The 18,288-nt window shown below is 71.3% G+C and carries 14 protein-coding genes; 8 read left to right on the top strand and 6 right to left on the bottom strand.

The features are described from left to right. Positions 1 to 10: 10 nt before the first annotated feature. The 3 genes from P3T35_RS21635 (at position 11) to P3T35_RS21625 (ending at position 2,839) form a co-directional block, all read left to right on the top strand. A complete protein-coding gene (locus tag P3T35_RS21635) occupies positions 11 to 916 on the top strand; it encodes a sugar ABC transporter permease (RefSeq protein WP_101384054.1) in 906 nt (301 codons plus the stop codon). Positions 917 to 927: 11 nt separating this feature from the next. Next, on the top strand, positions 928 to 1,743 hold the full coding sequence (locus P3T35_RS21630; protein WP_101384055.1) for a carbohydrate ABC transporter permease: 816 nt from the start codon (positions 928 to 930) through the stop codon (positions 1,741 to 1,743). A gap of 94 nt (positions 1,744 to 1,837) precedes the next feature. Further along, positions 1,838 to 2,839 carry a helix-turn-helix domain-containing protein gene (locus P3T35_RS21625; protein WP_101384056.1) on the top strand — a complete coding sequence of 334 codons (1,002 nt, stop codon included), beginning with the start codon at positions 1,838 to 1,840 and terminating at the stop codon, positions 2,837 to 2,839. 80 nt (positions 2,840 to 2,919) lie between these two features. Here P3T35_RS21625 and P3T35_RS21620 read toward each other — a convergent pair whose 3' ends face one another. The 6 genes from P3T35_RS21620 to P3T35_RS21595 all read right to left on the bottom strand — a co-directional run bounded on the left by P3T35_RS21620 (position 2,920) and on the right by P3T35_RS21595 (position 11,167). Beyond that, positions 2,920 to 3,192, bottom strand: coding sequence for a WhiB family transcriptional regulator (locus P3T35_RS21620; RefSeq protein WP_101384057.1), 273 nt, complete (start codon positions 3,190 to 3,192; stop codon positions 2,920 to 2,922). Positions 3,193 to 3,366: 174 nt separating this feature from the next. After that, positions 3,367 to 4,353 carry an alpha/beta hydrolase gene (locus P3T35_RS21615; RefSeq protein ID WP_280707335.1) on the bottom strand — a complete coding sequence of 329 codons (987 nt, stop codon included), beginning with the start codon at positions 4,351 to 4,353 and terminating at the stop codon, positions 3,367 to 3,369. 177 nt (positions 4,354 to 4,530) lie between these two features. Beyond that, complete coding sequence (locus P3T35_RS21610) at positions 4,531 to 5,586, bottom strand: helix-turn-helix domain-containing protein (protein WP_280707333.1); 1,056 nt, start codon at positions 5,584 to 5,586, stop codon at positions 4,531 to 4,533. A gap of 175 nt (positions 5,587 to 5,761) precedes the next feature. Next, positions 5,762 to 8,488, bottom strand: coding sequence for a LuxR family transcriptional regulator (locus P3T35_RS21605; protein WP_101384059.1), 2,727 nt, complete (start codon positions 8,486 to 8,488; stop codon positions 5,762 to 5,764). A gap of 211 nt (positions 8,489 to 8,699) precedes the next feature. Then, positions 8,700 to 10,835 carry a TOMM precursor leader peptide-binding protein gene (locus P3T35_RS21600; protein WP_180356773.1) on the bottom strand — a complete coding sequence of 712 codons (2,136 nt, stop codon included), beginning with the start codon at positions 10,833 to 10,835 and terminating at the stop codon, positions 8,700 to 8,702. A 200-nt stretch (positions 10,836 to 11,035) separates the two neighbouring features. Beyond that, positions 11,036 to 11,167: a hypothetical protein gene (locus P3T35_RS21595; protein WP_280707330.1), complete on the bottom strand. Its 132-nt coding sequence runs from the start codon at positions 11,165 to 11,167 to the stop codon at positions 11,036 to 11,038. A gap of 312 nt (positions 11,168 to 11,479) precedes the next feature. Here P3T35_RS21595 and P3T35_RS21590 point away from each other — a divergent pair, with 312 nt between their 5' ends. From P3T35_RS21590 to P3T35_RS21570, 5 genes are all read left to right on the top strand, one after another. After that, positions 11,480 to 13,756 carry a xanthine dehydrogenase family protein molybdopterin-binding subunit gene (locus P3T35_RS21590; RefSeq protein ID WP_180356774.1) on the top strand — a complete coding sequence of 759 codons (2,277 nt, stop codon included), beginning with the start codon at positions 11,480 to 11,482 and terminating at the stop codon, positions 13,754 to 13,756. After that, a complete protein-coding gene (locus tag P3T35_RS21585; protein WP_101384061.1) occupies positions 13,753 to 14,685 on the top strand; it encodes an FAD binding domain-containing protein in 933 nt (310 codons plus the stop codon). Before P3T35_RS21590 ends, P3T35_RS21585 begins: the two co-directional genes overlap by 4 nt. Next, positions 14,682 to 15,179 (top strand): (2Fe-2S)-binding protein, encoded by a 498-nt coding sequence (locus tag P3T35_RS21580; protein WP_101385513.1) that lies wholly within the window; start codon positions 14,682 to 14,684, stop codon positions 15,177 to 15,179. Before P3T35_RS21585 ends, P3T35_RS21580 begins: the two co-directional genes overlap by 4 nt. After that, a complete protein-coding gene (locus tag P3T35_RS21575; protein ID WP_101384062.1) occupies positions 15,163 to 16,146 on the top strand; it encodes an amidohydrolase family protein in 984 nt (327 codons plus the stop codon). The genes P3T35_RS21580 and P3T35_RS21575 overlap by 17 nt, the downstream gene beginning before the upstream one ends. Positions 16,147 to 16,389: 243 nt before the next feature. Continuing rightward, positions 16,390 to 18,132, top strand: coding sequence for a pyruvate dehydrogenase (locus P3T35_RS21570; protein WP_101384063.1), 1,743 nt, complete (start codon positions 16,390 to 16,392; stop codon positions 18,130 to 18,132). Positions 18,133 to 18,288: the final 156 nt, after the last annotated feature.

The raw sequence follows: 18,288 nt of genomic DNA, 5'->3' as shown, positions 1-18,288 counted from the left end.
ACACCGCCTGATGGGATTCGGCGCCGCCCGGACACGCTTCCGGGAACCGCTCGCCCAGTGGCTGTTCATCGCGCCCGCCGCGGCATACCTCCTGCTGTTCTTCGGCTACCCCATCGTCAAGAACATCGTGATGAGCTTCCAGCGGTACACGATCACGACGTTCTACACCGGTGCCGCGCCGTTCGTGGGGCTGCAGAACTACTCGAAGATCCTCTCCTCGGACCTGTTCTCCAAGGCCCTGCTGACCACCCTCCTGTTCACCGCGGGTTCGATGGTCGGGCAGTTCGTACTCGGCCTGGCCCTCGCCCTGTTCTTCCAGCGCAGCTTCCCGCTCGGCCGCGTTCTGCGCTCGCTCCTGTTGCTGCCGTGGCTGCTGCCGCTGGCCGTCTCCGCGACGACGTGGAGGTGGATGCTTGACGCCGACACGGGAGTCGTCAACGAGGCGCTGCGCGCCCTGCACCTCCTGCCGTCCGGCGTCCCCTGGCTCACCGGCACCTCACAGGCACTCGTGTCGGTGACGCTCATCAACGTATGGATCGGAATCCCCTTCAACACCACGATCCTGTACGGCGGCCTACAGGACGTCCAGACGCATGTGTACGAGGCGGCGAAGCTGGACGGCGCGGGCCCGGTGACGACGTTCCGCTATGTCACCTGGCCGCTGCTGCGGCCCGTGGTGAACGTCGTGCTGCTGCTGGACGCGGTCTACACGGTCAAGGTGCTGGACATCATCCTCATGGTGACAGGCGGCGGACCGGCCAACGCCACGGAGACCATCGCCACCCAATCCTACGAACTGTCCTTTCGGCAGTTCGAATTCGGGCGCGGTGCCGCAATGAGCAACGTACTCATCGTCATCTCGCTCGTCTTCGCCATCGTCCACCTGCGCGCCAACCGTCGCGCCCAGAACGCCTGAGAGGCGATCCCGTGAAGCGCGCGCCCAACCGCGGCTGGCCGTCCACGATTGTCGGGATCATCCTGCTCGCGCTGATGCTCTTTCCCGTCTACTGGATGGTGGATGCCTCCCTCCAGCCGACGGGCAACACACTGCGGGGCGGCTGGTTCCCCTCCCATCCGGACTTCAGCGGTTACGTCACCGCACTTCGCGATCAGGGGCGCAGCCTCGTCGCCAGCCTCGTCGTGGCTCTCGGTAGCGTCATCCTCAGCCTCGGGCTCGCTGCCCCAGCGGCCTACGCGCTGGCCCAGTTCCCCACCCGAGGCACCAAGCTCGTGCTCTTCGGCATCCTGATCACACAGATGGTGCCGGGCATCGTCGTGGCCAACGCGCTCTACAGCGCCTACAACGACCTGGGACTCCTGAACTCCTACCTCGGGCTGATCCTCGCCGACTCCACCGCGGGAGTCCCCTTCGCGATCATCATCATGTGTTCGTTCATGCAGAGCATTCCTCGGGAGATCATCGAGGCCGCGCGAGTGGACGGCGCCGGGAGACTGCGTGTCTTCGGAGCCGTGGTGCTCCCGATGAGCGCGAACGCATTGATCACGGCCGCCCTCTTCACCTTCCTCTTCGCCTGGAGCGATCTCCTGTTCGCCCTCACACTGACCACCACGGAGACCCTGCGGCCGGTCACCGTGGGCATTTTTCAATACATCGGCGCTCAGACGAACCAGTGGAACGCCATCATGGCCACCGCTGTTCTGGCATCCGCTCCGGCGGCCGTGCTACTCGTCGTCGCTCAGCGCCAGGTCGCCGCCGGCGCCACCAGCGGGTCCCTCAAGTGAGGGCCGCACCTCTGATCTAGCGGATTCACGCGATGTGCCGACCCGGCCCCGCTGGCACGGTGTTCCGAAGACACACCTGCTCAGGGGAGTTCCCATGACTGTCGTACTGACCACGGCTTGTGCGCCGGACGGCGATAAGCTCGACTACTGGAACAAGGCCCTGACCCGCACGCTCGTTCCGCAGGCGGTCACCCCCCGCGTCAGGGCGCCGTTCTCGGGTCAGATCACTTCGCACCGTCTGGGCTACCTCCAGGTCTCCACCATCGAGGCGGACCCGCAGCGCATGAGCCGCACCCACCGGCACATCGCCCAGTCCGACGGGACGTTCGTGTCCGTTGGACTGCAGAGCTCCGGGCGTGGCGCACTGGCACAGGACGGGCGCACTGCCCACCTGGCGCCGGGAGGGCTCGTGGTCTACGACACGACCCGCCCCTATACCCTTGACCAGCCCGAGGCCTTCCGTATGCACCTCTTCCAACTGCCGCGCCGCGTCCTGACAATGCCCGAGGCGGATCTCCACCGCGTCACCGCGACGGCACTTCCCCCGGACGCGGGCGTGGCGGGCGTGCTCACACCCTTCCTGACCGCGCTGACCACTTCCGCCGGGCGGTTCAGCCCCTGCGTGGGCGAACAGCTGGCGGGTACCGTCGGCGGCCTGCTGGCCGCACTGATCAGCGAGCAGGCCGCAGCGACCGGGCCGGCGGACCGGGGGAGTGCCGGTTGCGGCATGGCACTGCGCGTGCGCGGCTACGTCAATGATCACCTGTCGGATCGCGACCTCTCCCCTCAGACGATTGCCGCGCACCACCACATCTCCGTCCGCTATCTGCACAGACTCTTCGAGGGTGAGGGAACCACGATCACTCGGTGGATCCAGCAGCGCCGGCTGGAGGAGTGCAGCCGCGAGCTCGCGCGTCGTGGGCGGGTCAGCCCGACCGTGTCCGCGGTCGCCCAACGCTGGGGCTTCGTCAACGCCGGCCACTTCAGCCGCGCCTTCCGCGCCGCATACGGCATGTCGCCACGGGAATGGCGTAGCGCGACCCTCACCACGCTCCAGTCCGCAGGTGGCCCGCGCCCAGTTCCGGCGGATCGATAACGAACTGCGCGAGGAGTACGAAGCGCACGCTGAGCGCGGAGGACCTGTTGTCCGGTCAGGAGCCCCGGTTGGATGAGAACTCACCGTGGACTTCTCCTGGCCAACTCGCCGCGCTCACGCTCACTGAGTTCTCCCCACACGCCGTGAGGCTCCCGATAGTCGAGGGCGAACTCCGCGCAGCTTGCGAGTACTGGGCAGCTTGCGCACACCTGCCGGGCCCTGGCTTCGCGCTCTCGGCGGGCCTTGCGGTGCTCGCCGCGGGGTGAGTGGAAGTGCGTGGCATCCATGCCGCGGCAGGCGGCCGACTGCTGCCAAGCCCATTGCTGCAGCAGTGGTTTGTAGGGCTTGCGCATGGGTGGTCTCCTCGGTCTCCGGCCCTGCGCGGGAGTTCTGCCACGGTAGGGCGCGATACCGTGCCGCGGTGCTCTGTGCGGGCACGGCGGGTTTTCGGTGAGCGCCCCGAGGCTCGGGTGTCCGCGGATGTCCGTGGATCCGGCTCCCGCACCGCACCGCCTGCCGCCGGGGCCTCACGCCAAGTGGCTGTGCAGGGCGATGTGGACGGTGTCCACGACCTGGATGAATGCCGCCCGGGCGGTGCCGGTGTGACAGGCGGCATCGAGCAGGAGGAAGCCGTGCACGACGCCCTGGTAGCGCGTGGCCACCACCGGGACACCGGCTGCGCGGAGCCTGGCCGCGTAGGCCTCGCCCTCGTCCCGCAGGACGTCGGCCTCGGCGGTGACCACCAGTGCCGGTGGGAGCCCGGCGAGTTGTTCCAGGGTGGCGCGAAGGGGCGCGGCGGTGGCCTCCCGTCGGCGGGGTAGGTCGGGCAGGTAGGCGTCCCAGAACCGGCGCATGTCGTCGCGTCGCAGCAGGTACCCGTCGGCGAACCGGCGGTAGGAAGGAGTGTCGAAGTCGGCGTCGGTCACCGGACACAGCAGCACCTGGTGCACCAGGTGCACGCTGCCTCGCTGCCGGGCGAGCACAGTCAGCGCCGCGACGAGGTTGGCACCCGCCGAGTCGCCCACGGCGGCGATCCGACGCCCGTCGAGCCCGATCTCGTGGCCGTGCGCGTGGATCCACTCGGCGACGGCGAAGCACTGCTCGACGGCCACCGGGTAGCGCGTCAGGGGTGCCCGGGCGTAGTCGACGAACACCACCGCGGCGTCGGCTCCCACGGCGAACTCGCGCAGGAGGCGGCCGTAGCTGGCGGCGTCCCCCAGAGCCCAGCCGATTCCGTGGAGGAACAGCACCACCGGGGTCGGTTCGGCGGCGCCAACCGGCCTGACCACCTGTACCCGTACGGGCCCGGTCGGTCCGCCGGGCAGCGCGAACCATTCGGCGGTCGTGTCCTGCGGTCCGTCCGCCAGGGGGAGGGAGGAGAGGTCTGGGAGTTCCTCGTAGAGCCCGCCTCCTTCGCCTCCGGTAGCGGGCCGACGGGCACGGGCATCCACCAGGTCCTGGAGCGCGCTCTCGAGCACCAGGGGCCACGTGTGCGAAGGGGGGGTGTCGGACACTCAGGTCTCCTGGCGTAGCGGCCGGTCGAGTCGGATGACACGGAGGTGGCTGTCCTCCGCGCCGGGTCCGCCGGCCCGACCAGTGATCCGAAGGCTGCGGGCTGCGTCTGTCCGGCCTGTGCTGCGCCCGGAACACGGTGCACCGTGCCACAGGGACGGGCGGCAGCACTACGCACGCTAGTCAGAGATCGGTCGGCCGTGCTGCCGAGCAGGCATCGGCACTTGCTCCATCGTGCACGGTTGCGGGCCGGCAGGCACCGCACGGCTCGGCGCGCCGTCAGTCCCTTCGGTGGTACGGGACGCGCGCCACTCGCGCGGGGACACCCCGTAGGCGGCGCGGAAGGCCCGACTGAAGTGCGCCGGGTTGACGAACCCCCACCGCTGGGCGACCGCCGACACGGTCGGCGCGGTACGGCTGCGCCGGGCCAACTCCCGGGCGCAGGCCTCCAGTCGGCACTGCTGGATGAGCCGGCTCACCGTGACCCCTTCGCCTTCGAAGAGCCGGTGCAGGTAACGCACCGAGATGTGATGGGCCCGGGCAATGAGCTCCGGTGACAGCTCCGGGTCGCCCAGGTGGCGGTTGATGTGGTCCCGCACCCGCTCGACGAGATTGCCGTTCGAGGTGCGGGGGTCGGTGGCCGTCGGCCCGGTGAGCTGGGCGACAAGCATGATGAGCAGATCGGCGACGCTGCCGGCCAGCCGATCGCCGACGGAGGCCGGATAGGAGTGCGCGGAGGCCGCCAGCGTGCCGAGGAAGGGCAGCAGCACGGCCCCGAACCCCTCGGTGGAAGTGATGGCCGTCCCCGCCGCCTGCCGGATGTCGCACTCCGGTACCCCCAGCAGCCTGCGTGGTACCTGGAACACATGGGAGCGGAAGCGCTCCGGGTAGTCGAAGGAGTAGGGTCGCGCGGTGTCGTACAGCACGAGGCCGCCCTCCGCCACCTCCGCCCGACGCCCGTCCTGCCTCAACACGGCGCGGCCGGACACCTGTACGCCCACCCCCACCTGCGGCTCGGCCCGCGGGGACCGTGCGATCAGGCCGGCCGTGCGGGACACCCGCGTCGCGTCCGCCTCCATGGTGGACACCCGCACGTATCCGAGCCGGTGCGACTCCAAGCGGCCCTCGAACGGCCGGCCGGCCGGAGGCACCACCTCCACCGGCACCAGTGTCCGTGACACCGCCTCTCCCCAGAACGCCGCCTTCTTCTCATCCGGGACGGAAGCGGTCGTCACCAGCAAGCTCACCTGACTGCCCCTTTCGGCCGAAACCCTGCGCAGTCAGCCTGGTCGGCGGGTCGGCAGCCGCTCTAGGTCATTTGACTGCCGGTCTGCGGAGCGGGGACGGTCGTGCGCTCTCGGAACAGACGCAGTGCACGGGCAGTACAGGAAGCGGTGGAACCTCCGGGTCTCAGCGGGTGTCGAGGGCGTGGGCGAGGGCGGCCCGCGAGGTGATGCCGAGCTTGGGAAAGATCTTGTAGAGGTGCGCCGCGACGGTACGGGGCGACAGGCGGAGCGCGTGGCCGATCTCCTTGTTGGTCAGACCGGTCGCGGCGAGCCGGGCGATGCGCAGCTCCTGACCGGTCAGTTCCGCGACCGAGGCGGCCGAGGTGCTTGGCGCCGGCGCCACCAGGTCACCCGCGGCCCGCAGCTCCTCCTCGCAGCGCCGCGCCCAGGGGTCGGCCTGGAGCCTACGGAAGACGTGGTGTGCCGCACGCAGGAGGTCCCGGGCCTCGGCGCGCCGGCAGCGGCGAAGCCACGAGCCGTGGGCCAGCCGCAGGCGGGCGAGTTCGAAGACCCACTGCTCGGCCCCCGGCACGGCGTACGCCGCACGGTAGGCGGCGTCGGCCTCGTCGTCGTCCGCGGCCAGCGCGGCGGCTGCGGCCAGCAGGAAGGCGTGCCGGCCGGACAGCTGCGCGGACCGCTCGGCCTGCGCGGCGCCGAGGTGCGCACGTGCCTCGCGGCGTCGATCCGTGTGCACGGCGGAGTCCACGAGATCGAAGACCAGTGTGTGGAACCAGGGCAGGCACCGGGGCGGCCGTCCGGGCGCGGTGAGCTCGGCGAAGTGCGCGTACGCCTGCTCATGGTGTCCGTGGGCCAGGGCGGCCAGGCCCCGCAGATGGGCCAGCCGGTCCAGCACGAACCGCATGCCGGCGCGCGCGGCGGCCGGCCTGATGAGCTGTTCGATCTCCCGCAACCCCGCTTCGTCGCCCCGGCCGGCGAGGAAGTGGGCGTAGTAGTGGCGGAACATCAGCGCGTTGCAGTGGTAGCCGAGTTCCTCCGCCGCCTCGGCCTCACGCAGACACAGAGCTGCCAGGTCCCAGCGGCCGCGCAGGAAGTCCTGGTAGCACTTGGCCTTCGCCACCGAGCCCTGGGTGGCGTAGCCGTGCAGTCCGGTGAAGCGCCGCCACAGGTCGCCGTCGGCGCTGTCGACCGCCGAGGCGGTCCACAGCAGCAGCCAGGCTGCTCCCGCCTCCTGTTCCTCGTTCATTCGGTCGACCACGGCGCGCAGTTCCTCGGCCAGGCCCGGGGACGGATCGGTCCAGGCCCGGTGGCAGAGCCGGCCCGCTTCGGAGGCGTTCTCCCGGTGCCGGGCCAGTGCCTCCCAGGCTCGGGGATCGTCGGTGTAGGTGGCAGCGAGCAGCAGTTTGAAGTAGACCTGCTCGGCCAGTCCGCCGAAGGACTCGGCGCCGGACGCCGTCAGGGCGTCGAGGGCCGCGGGCAGCAGAACGGAGGAGGACTCGAAGTCGATCCGGTGGCTCTGGTCGACGTACACCACCGCGTAGGCGAACAGCGGGGCGATGTCCGGCGGCACCGGGGCGCGCTCCAACTCCTTCACCAGGGCTGCGGTGTACCGCAGTTGCCCGCCGCGGGCCGCCATCACTGCGGCCCAGGTGAGCCGGCGGGCCCGCTCGGCCGGGTCGGCGCTGAGTACGGCGGCCCGGTCGAGCAGCAGCGCCCCTTCCGCGTCGCCGCCGCGCCGGGCGAGCCGGCTGCCCGCCTCCTGCAGGCGGCCGGCGAGGGCGTCGTCCGGGAGCAGTGCCGCCGATGCCTCGTGGACCAGGCGCCGGGGGTCGTCCGGAGCGAGGAACCCGGCGAGGACGCGGTGGGCCTCGCGTCGCGCGGAGTCCGATGCGGTCGAGAGCACGGTCGTTCGGACCAGCGGGTGGCGGAAGACCAGCCGTCCGGCCGGATCGAGCCGGGCGAGGCAGCCGGCCTCGATCCGCTCCAGGGCCTCTTGCGCGTCATCGCCCACCGTCTCCCACAGCCACGCCCCACTGCCACCGTCCGGGCCCGTGGCGAGCGCCGCCAGCAGGAGAACACGGCCGGCCGCAGGAGTCAGCGATGCCAGCCGCTCGGCGAACATGCGCTCCAACCGCCGCCCCAGGGGCAGGCGATCAGGCAGTGGGGCGACACCCCGCTGCTGCTCGCCGCGCAGCTGCCGTGGCAGCTCGACGAGCGCCAGCGGGTTGCCCGCCGCCTCATCGAGGAGCCGGTCGGTTGCCGTGGCGGCCAGCTCCGGGTAGCGCTGTTGTAGCAGTGAGGCCGCATCCGGGCGGGACAGCGCCCGTACCTCGACGGGTTCCGTCGGCCACGCCTCGGCCGCCGCACCGTCCGGGCGGCTCGCGCCGACGATCACCAGCGGCAGCTCCGCGCAGCGCCGCCGGAGGAAGGCGAACACGGTGGCGCTCGACGAGTCGATCCAGTGCAGGTCGTCGAGGACCAGCAGCAGCGGGCTGCTTTGCGCCGCCTCGTCGAGCAGCGCCAGCGCGGCCGCTCCGACGGCGAAGCCGCTCGGCGGGGTTCCCGCGCGGGCGCCGAAGGCGCTCTCCAGCGCGTCCCGCTGGTGGGACGACAGCGCGTGGGAGCGCTGCAGCAGTGGCCAGGTGGCCTGGTGCAGGGCGCCGAAGGCGAACTCCGTCTCCGCTTCGGCGCCGACCACGCGCAGCACGGTGAAGCCGAGCTCGTGCGCCCGCTTCCCGGTCCACTCCAGCAGCGCGCTCTTGCCGATACCGGACTCGCCGCGCAACAGGACGGCTGAGCCGCCGCCGTCCACGGCCCGCTCCAGGGCCGCCTCCAGCAGGTTGCTCTCCTGCTGCCGCCCGACCAGAGCAGGGCCGTGCGTGTCCCGTCGCATCCTCGTCCCCCGGGTAAGTCAACCTCCCGGAGGCGGGTCCGCACTCGCTCTCCGGACGCTGTCACACGGTGCTCGTCGGAGCTCGTTCGTCCAGCAATCGCCCGTCAGCGGGCGCCCTGAAGGGTAACGCCCCGCAGAGTCCGTTGCCACCATGCGGACTGACGGGCCGCCGGGCCGGCCGGTGGGCAGGCAGTGCTCTCCGCGGTGCGGTTCAGAGGAACATGCCGATCGGGTTGAGGTCCTCCTCGGCGGTGGGGGCCGCGAGCCAGCCCAGCCGCACGGGGACGTCGTACAGGCGCCCGGGGGCGTAGCGCGGCCAGAAGTGCCGCAGTCCCGGCACCATGACCTTGACCACCGGCAAGCCGATGTCCGGACGCGTCTGGTCGGTCACCAGGACCTCCATGCCGCCCTCCTCCAGGGCCTGCCGCAGCGTCTCGACATCGGCCGGCAGGTCGGTCCGCTCCCGGCGAGGAGGGCTTGCGGCAGCCGTACCGGGATGGTCTGGACTGTCCGGCAGCGGCCGCAGATAGGGTTGGTTCGCCACCGTGGCGGTGCGCCACCAGTGCAGGGAGGCATCGTCCGCCGGCGTTGGCGACGCGGCGTGGGATACCGCACGCGCCGCGGCCGGCAGGAGCTGATCGGCCTCACGCATGGCCTTGGCGACGGCACCGCCGAGGTCCAGATCGGCCCCGAAGCCCAGCAGGATGCCTTCCGCGGGCGAGTCGGTGCGCCGGGAGACGGCCGCCGCGACCGGGACCCCGAGGTCGGAGGTGAGGTCAAGTACCCATGCCTCACGGCCGAGCGCGGCGTGGGTCTGTTGCCAGCCGGCGAGCTGCGGGAGCGCGGTGGTGTCCGGGGCGACAGCGGGACGTCGAACGCGGTTGTACCACCACAGCGCGACGCTGTCGCGTTCGATCAGTTCGAGGAGCCCGTGCAGGACGGCTTCCTCCAGGGTGCCGCCGGCAGCGCTGCCGTTGGAGTCCGCGTTGGTGAACGCCCGTCCCGGCAGCTGCGGGTACCCGTAGTAGAGCATGGCGGTGGGCACGTGAACGTGCCGCCGGCTGGTCAGGGACCACACCGGTGTCCAGTCATGAGCGGCATTCTCGTCGAACGGCTCGGGCACCTGGTGGAAGGCGACACCACGGGCGTTCCAGTCCGCCCGGCCCGCGTACTGCCGTTCGCTGTAGAGCTGGAGGGCGTCCGGGTGGACGGCTTCCCCCGCGAGGCTTCGGTAGGGTGCGCGGACGTGGTGCTCGTCGCCCTGCCAGACCGCGGAGAACCGCTCGATGGCCTCGCCCAGGGCTCCTGCCTTCGCCTGGGCCGCAGTTGCGCCCTTGCCCGCGCTCTGGCCGCGCAGCGGTCTGCCGCGCCTGGGGGCACCAGCCCCGTACAGCGCGAAGTTGTGGCCGGCCGTGCAGACGTGCAGGAGGTCGGTGCCCGTCTCCCGCGGTGTCAGATCGGTGACGATGCCCGTCACCGGGCTGACAAGATGCCCGTATGCCGCGAGCATCGCCTCGGCGGACAGGGAACGGCGGCCATCGCCGGAAGTGCCGTGCGCGGGCCGGTGCATCAGGGGCACCGGGCGCAGCGCCCGCGCTCGTAGCAGGCCGGGGTCGCCGCACGCCGGGCACTGCGGCCGGCGGACCAGCCGGTGGCGCCGCGTGCTCAGGGACAGCGTGTCGAAGGTCAGTACGCGTGGGTCCGGCTCCCGCACGCCGGCGATCCACCGGGCCGCGTGCAGGGCGACGAGCCGCGCGGTGAGCTGGGTCACCAGGTCACCTCCCACCGGCACTTCGGCCGGAATGTGACCGCCGCCCGTCACGCCTTCGATGAACGCGGCCTCCATATGGCGCCCCGCCAGATGGAACGCGGCACACTGCCAGCAGGCCGTCCGGCCCGGTTCCAGCACCGGGCTCAGGAAGGCCGTACCGCCCGTCAACTTCGCCACGCACCAAGGCCGCCGTGACACCCGAGCCTGCTCGTCGACGGCCGGCAGGTCAGGGTGGAGGAGATGATCGACGACCACGATCTCCAGATCGGCGTCCTGCTGAGCGACCCTCAGCCCGGTTGCTCGCACGGCCTCGACCAGTGCGGACGGGTCCGCGCCACCCACGGCCGTCACGCTGACAGCACCGCGGGCGAGACGGTGCTCCGCGCGCGCGGCATCCGTTCCCACGAGTTCCCAGTAGCCTGCTGCCTGCCGGTCCTCGCCCGGCTCGGACTCCACCAGAAAACCGGCTCCGACCAGCTTGTCGAGCTGGCGGCGCACGCTGTCGGCGGCGAAGGAGGTGGACGCCCGCTCGACGACCTCCTCCCGGGTGTAGCGGCCGTCGAGAAGCGGAGCCAACAGCTGGATCATGGCACCGTGCAGAACGGCGGTGCGGTCGGCGAGCAACAGAAAGACGCCGTCACCCGGCACCGGATGAACACCGATATGCCTCTTGAATCCGATGTGTTTGACGTTCATCACCTTTCCCGCAGCAGCCGAATGAAAGGGCCGCACAGGACGGCAGCGAATGCCCTTCCTGTGCGGCCCGCGGGGCTTTGTCAGCCCTCGACGGCCCAGCCCTGCCCGCAGAACGCCGGGACGGCCCAGCCCTGCCCGCAGAAGCCGGCCTCGGCCTGGCCCAGCTCCTCGATCACGATGCCGTCCTCTGCGATCTCCGACGTGATGTTCATCAGGGAACTCCCGATCTTTTCTGCCGACGGTGACGGTCACCGTCTCCTGACGACCATACATATCGACTGTCCTGCTTGGCAGTTGGAACTGCCTGCGTCGGCCGACAGTGCGCAGTTGAGCACCCCTGGTGCACTCTCGGCATAATCGCAGAGGCATGGACAATGCCGGTTCCCTCATATTTCCGCGCAGTGCACAGATCCCGTCCGAGAGCGCACCGGTCGCCAAGTCCCCCACTGCCCGCCGGCTGCGACGCCTACGCTGCATTCACGGTCACTCCCCGCAGTAATGACGAGGCGCAGAGGTGTGTATTCGTGGAGCAATGGACCAGGCGCGAGGACAGGCGGCTGCTTACCGGCCAAGGCCGCTATGTCGCCGATATCGCGGTGCCGGATTGCCTGGACGCGGTCTTCGTCAGAAGCAGGGTGGGCCACGGCACTTTACGTGAGGTGGACTGCACCGCCGCCCGTGCGCTGCCCGGCGTGGTGGGGGCGTGGTCTGCCGCGGACCTGTCGGAGCTGCCTCCGGTGCCATACACGTTGCTCGCCAGGCTGTCCACGGAGGAAGCCGTGGCCGGTCGGGAGTGGCCGGCGCTGGTGAAGGACCGGGTGCGGTTTGCGGGCGAGGCGGTGGCGGTGGTCCTGGGGGAGGACCGCTACCGGGCCGAGGACGGGGCGGCGGAGGTCTCCTGCCGCGTCGATCCGCTGCCCGCGATGGTGACGCCCTGCGCCGCGGCGGACGATTCGGTGCGGCTGTTCGACGGGCTGAGCAACATCGCGTTCCGGGGCGAGGCCGGGAAGCCGGTCGAGGAGTCGGTGTGGCGGGAGGCGGCGGTGGTGGTGGAGGGCGGGTACCGCCAGCAACTGCTCATGCCCACACCGATGGAGTGCCGCACGATCCTCGCCGTGCCCGAGGGGGACCGGCTGACGGTGTGGTCGGGGCACCAGATGCCGCACCGGCTGCGCCGGGAACTGGCGGCGCTGCTGGGGTGGTCGGTGGACCGGGTGCGGGTGGTGGTGCCGGACACCGGTGGGGCGTTCGGGTCGAAGAGCGCGGCGTTCCCGGAGTTCGTCGTGGTCGCCTTCCTGGCGGTGAAGCTGGGCCGGCCCGTGCGGTGGATCGAGGACCGGCTGGAATCCATGCTGGTCGCGACCCGGGGCCGGGGACAGGACCAGCGGGTGCGGCTCGCCGCCGACGCCGATGGGCGGTTGCTCGGCTACGAGTTGAAGATCGACGCCGACGTGGGCGCCTACCCGCACCTCGGGGCGGGGCTGCCGATGCAGACCGCTTGGCTGGCGACGGGCCCGTACACCACTCCCCAGGTGCATGCGAGCGTCCGCTCGGTGTTGACCAACACGATGATGACGTACCCCTATCGTGGTGCCGGCCGGCCCGAGGCGACGATCGCGCTGGAGCGGACGATGGATGTGATGGCGCGTCGGCTGGGCATGGATCCGGCGGAGCTGCGGCGGCGCAACTTCATCCCGCCCGAGAGCTTCCCGTACCTGACGCCCACCGGTCGGTGCTACGACAGCGGGAACTACGTCGCCGCGCTGGACCTGGCGCTGGAGACCCTGGGATACGACGAGTGGCGGGCCGAGCAGGCCCGGCGGCGCACGGATCCGGGCGCCCTGCCGCTGGGCATCGGCCTGTCCTGCTACGTGGAGCGCTCCGGCGGCGAGGCAGGCGGGCTGCACGAGTTCGGCAGCGTCGAGGTCGGCGAGGACGGCATGATCACCGCCCGGTGCGGGGCGGCGCCCAGCGGGCAGGGACACGAGACGGTCTTCGCCGAACTGGTCGCCGGGACGCTGGGAGTGGCTGCGGAGCGGGTCCGCCTGGTCGAGGGGGACACCGACGAGCAGCCCGAGGGGTTGGGCTCCTTCGCCAGCCGTTCCGCCCAGGTGGTCGGCGCGCTGCTGCAGCACGTCTCGCGGCTGCTGATCGAGGAGGTCAGGGAGCGGGCAGCGCGGCTGTGGGGCCTGCCGGTTGACGAGGTGGAGTGGTCCGACGGCATCGTGCGTGCCGCCAAGGCCGGCTCGGCGGCCATCGCTGTGGCGGACCTGGTGAAGACCACCGGGCCGTTGCGGGTGGAGGACCGTTTCGAGTCGGGGATGGCCTTTCCGTTCGGCTCCCACGCGGTGGTGGCCGAGGTCGATCCGGAGTTGGGCACCGTGCGGCTGCTGCGGGTGGTGACCGTGGACGATTGCGGAGTGGTGCTCAATCCCACCATCGTGCGCGGGCAGGCCTTCGGGTCGGCCATCCAGGGCATCGGCCAGGCGCTGTACGAGGGAATGACCTACGACGACCAGGGCGTGCCGATGCTGGCCTCGGGTCTGCTGGACTACCTGCTGCCGACGTTCACCGAGGTCCCGCCCATCGAGGTCAAGGACACCTGCACCCCGAGCCCGTCGACGCCGCTGGGCGCGAAGGGCGCGGGCGAGTCGGGGTGTATCGGCACCCCGGCCGCCATCGTCAACGCGGTGGCCGACGCGCTGCGGCTCGCCGACCCCGACATGTTGCAGATGCCGCTCACCCCGGATGTGGTCTGGCGAGCGGCCCGCGCTCCGAAACACGAGGAGGAGGTCCGGTGAAGCCCGCCGCTTTCGACTACGTCGTGCCGCGCACGGTGGCCGAGGCCGTGGAGGTACTCGGTGCCACCGGGCGCAAGGCCCAGGTGCTCGCCGGCGGGCAGAGCCTGATTCTCGAAATGCACCTGCAGCGCATCCGCCCCGAGCTGGTGGTCGACATCAACCGCATCGCCGGGCTCGACCAGTTGAGCGTGGACGACAACACGCTGCGGGTGGGCGCCTTGGTCCGCCACGGAGCCTTCGAGTCGGCGCGGGCCGTGCCCGGCCCGCTCGGCGCGCTGTTCGCGCGTGCCGTGGTCAACATCGCGCATCCGCCGATCCGCTCGCGCGGCACGATGGTGGGCAGCTTCGCGTGGGCGCACCCCGCCTCGGAGTGGTGTGCCATCGGCACCGCTCTGGACGCCGACATCGAGTTGCACGGCCAGGCGGGCAGGCGGGTGGTCGCGGCCGGCGACTACTTCGACGGTCCCTACCGGACCGCTCGCCGACCGCAGGAACTCATCACCGCCGTGCGGTTCCCGCTACTCGGCGACGACACCGGGGTCGGCTTCATCGAGCATCGCCGCACGCACTTCTGCTTCGCCCAGGTGGCCGTCGCCGCCGCGCTGACCGTGCGCGACGGGGTGATCAGCGAGGCGCGGATCGGCCTGGTCAACTGCGCCGACCGGCCGCTGCGGGCCCGTGCCGCCGAGCAGGCGCTGATCGGCACCGAGGTCGGCGCGCCCGTGGGCGGCTACCGGCTGCCCGACGGTCATCCGTTCGCCCGTGCGGGCCGGATCGCCGCGACACAGGACGCCGCACCCCTGGCCGAGCCGTTTGCCGATGTCGAGTACAAGCGGCACGCCATCGCGGTCCTGGTCGGCAGGACACTGCGCCAGGCGGCGAACGACCAGCGGTCGCGCCTCGCCCAGCTCAAAGGAGACCACAAGTGAAGATCACTCTCACGGTGAACGGCGAGGCCTATCCGCTCGACGTGGAGCCACGCCGCATCCTCGCCGACGTGTTGCGCGAGGACTGCCGGCTGACCGGCACTCACCTGGGCTGCGAGCACGGCGTTTGCGGGGCGTGCACGGTGCTGGTGGACGGCGAAGCCGTCCGGTCGTGCTTGATGTTCGCGGTGCAGTGCGACGGGAGTTCGGTGCGCACCGTGGAAGGGCTCGCCGGGCCCGACGGTGAGCCCCACCCGCTCCAGCGGGCGTTCTCCGCCGAACACGCCCTGCAGTGCGGCTTCTGCACCCCGGGGTTCCTGATGGTGGCAGCCGGGGCGCTGGAGGCCGATCCCACCATCGGCAACGACCCGGAGCGCGTCGACGGCCTGGTCGGCTCCAACATCTGCCGGTGCACCGGTTACGAACCCATCCGCCGCGCGATCCTGCGGGCCGCGCGCGAGCAGAGCGAAGGAGAGCGAGATGGCGGTAACCGGTGACATCCGCGCGGGGATCATCGACGTCCACGCGCACTGGCTGCCACGCGACCTGCTCGCCCTGCCGCCCGGCTCTCCGCTGGGAGGACTGAACGACCGCGACGGCGACCTGTATCTCGGCGATCTTCCGCTGTCGTTTCCGACGGCGGCGATGACCGACATCGAGACCGTCGTCTCCGACACCGTGAAGGCCGGCCTCGGCGCCCGCGTCATCTCGGCGCCGCCGTTCGCCTTCCCCGTGCACGCGCCGGAGCAGGCGGACGACTACATCACCGCCTACAACGAACAGCTCGCACAAGCGGTGTCGAGCACTGACGGAACACTCGTCGGACTGGGGTTGGTGCGGCTCGACGACGTGGCTGCCGCCCGGCGGCAGCTGACCCGGCTGGCGGCGCTGGACGGTGTCGCCGGCGTCGCCGTTCCGCCGCTCGCGCACGGCCACTCCTACGGCGCCGGTGTCATGCGCGAAGTGCTCGGTGTCGCAGCCGGGTTGGGTCTCGCCGTGCTGGTCCACCCGATGCAGCTGCCGCGGCCGGAGTGGGTGGACCACTACCTGGTCAACCTGATCGGCAACCCCGTGGAGAGCACGACCGCCGTCGCGTCGGTGCTGCTTGACGGCGTCCTGGAGGAACTGCCCGACCTGCGGATCTGCTTCGTCCACGGCGGCGGCTGCGCGCCGTCCCTGATCGGCCGTTGGGAACACGGCTGGCGATCACGGGCGGACGTGCGACGGGGAAGCAGCCGCCCGCCGGCCGAGTCGTTCGCGCGACTCTATTTCGACACGATCACCCATGACCCCGAGGTGCTGCGGCTGCTGCGCGCCCACGCCGCGCCGGAACGGATCGTGTGCGGAAGCGACTACCCCTTCGACATGGCGCAGCCCGACCCCGTCGGCTTCGCGCTGGCGGGCGGCATCGATGCCGCGACGCTCGAAGCCAACGGCCGCGCCTTCCTGGGGATCGGGTCCTGATGCGACAGCTGGCGCCACAACTCCCGGAACGGCAGAAATCCGGAGCCCGCTACGCCGTCGCCAGCATCGTGGCGGTGCGGGGAGAGCGCCTCGCGCGACAACTCGTGCACCGCCCCCTCCTCCCATCCATCCCAGGCTGGAGCCGTGCGCTGTCGGTTAGCTCCTGGTGCGCGTTACGAGCACGTCGTGGGCCGAGCCGAACTACCGTGGGCGTTCTGAGTTGCCATCCGGAGGGAGAGTGATGTGGCCAAGCAGACCGTGGCCGAGCAGTACGTCGACCTGATCGCGCGCGCCGGCGTGAGGCGGATGTACGGCGTGGTGGGTGACAGCCTCAATCCGGTCGTGGACGCGGTGCGCAGGCACGACGGTGTGGAGTGGATCCAGGTCCGGCACGAGGAGGTCGCCGCCTTCGCGGCAGGCGCCGAGGCCCAGTTGACTGGCCGACTGGCCGCCTGCGCGGGCTCCTGCGGCCCCGGGAACCTGCACCTGATCAACGGCCTGTACGACGCGCACCGCTCGATGGCACCGGTCCTCGCCCTGGCGGCGCAGATCCCCAGCAGCGAGATCGGCACCGGCTACTTCCAGGAGACCCACCCTGACCGGCTCTTCGCGGAGTGCAGTCACTACTCGGAGCTGATCGCCAATCCCGCGCAGATGCCGCGCGTGGTGCAGACGGCGATCCAGCACGCCGTCGGCCGGCGCGGCGTGTCGGTGGTGGCCCTGCCCGGGGACACCGCGGGCAGGAACGCGCCCGAGGGATCGGCTCAGTTGGCCGTTCCGATGGACCGCCCGGCCGTGCGTCCCGGGGACGCGGAGCTGGCGCGACTGGTCGAACTCGTCGACGCCGCGGAGCGGGTGACCCTGTTCTGCGGTCGCGGCGTCGCGGGCGCGCATGCCGAGGTGATGGCCTTCGCGGAGCGGGTCAAGGCACCGGTGGGCCATGCCCTGCGCGGCAAGGAGCACATCCAGTACGACAACCCCTACGACGTGGGGATGTCCGGGCTGCTCGGCTACGGCGCCGCCTATGAGGCGATGCACGAGTGCGACCTGCTGATCCTGCTCGGCACCGACTTCCCCTACACCGACTTCCTGCCCCGGAACGTGCGCACCGTGCAGGTGGACAACCAGCCCGAGCGGCTCGGCCGGCGCACCCGGCTGGACCTGGCGGTGTGGGGGGACGTGCGGGAGACCCTGGCCTGCCTGACGCCCCGGGTCCGGGAGAAGGCCTCCCGTCGCTTCCTGGACTCCATGCTGCAGCGCCATGCCCGGGCCTTGGACGGGGCCGTCAGCGCCTACACCCGCAACGTCGACACGCATACGCCCGTCCACCCCGAGTACGTGGCCTCGGTACTGGACGAGGAGGCGGCCGACGATGCGGTGTTCACCGTCGACACCGGCATGTGCTGCGTGTGGGCGGCCCGCTATCTGACGCCCAACGGACGGCGCCGGGTGCTCGGCTCCTTCGTCCACGGCTCGATGGCCAACGCGCTGCCGCAGGCGATCGGTGCGCAGTTCCTGGACCGCGGCCGCCAAGTGGTCTCGATGTCCGGCGACGGCGGGTTCTCGATGCTGATGGGTGACTTCCTGACCCTGGTGCAGTACGAACTGCCGGTCAAGGTCGTGGTGTTCAACAACTCCTCGCTCGGCATGGTCGACCTGGAGATGATGGTCGACGGCCTACCGCCGCACGGGACCTCCTATCCGCACACCGACTACGCGGCGATCGCCAGGGCCGCGGGCGCGCGGGGGATCCGGGTGGAGCAGCCGGCCGAGGTGCGTGACGCGCTGCGCGAGGCCCTCCGGCACCCGGGCCCGGCCCTGGTCGACGTGGTCACCGACCCCAACGCGCTCTCCATTCCGCCCAGGATCACCTCCGAGCAGCTCACCGGGTTCGCCCTGTCCGCCGGCCGCACCGTCCTCAACGGCGGCGTCGGACGCATGGTGCAGCTGGCCCGCGCCAACCTGCGCAATATTCCCGGAATCTGATGTGACATGACAGATCGGCGGGGGGGGGGGGGGGGGGCGCCCCCCCCCGCCCCCCCCCGGGGGGGGGGGGGGGGGGCCCGGGGGGGGGGGGGGGGGGCGCGCCCCCGCGCGCGGGCCGCGGGGGGGGGGGGGTCCCGGCCCGGGCGCGAGCCCCAG

The organism is Kitasatospora sp. GP30 (assembly GCF_029892145.1).
GTDB classification, from domain to species: domain Bacteria; phylum Actinomycetota; class Actinomycetes; order Streptomycetales; family Streptomycetaceae; genus Kitasatospora; species Kitasatospora acidiphila.
The sequence above is the reverse complement of the archived record's forward strand: the minus strand, read 5'-3'. Positions and strand labels throughout refer to the sequence as shown.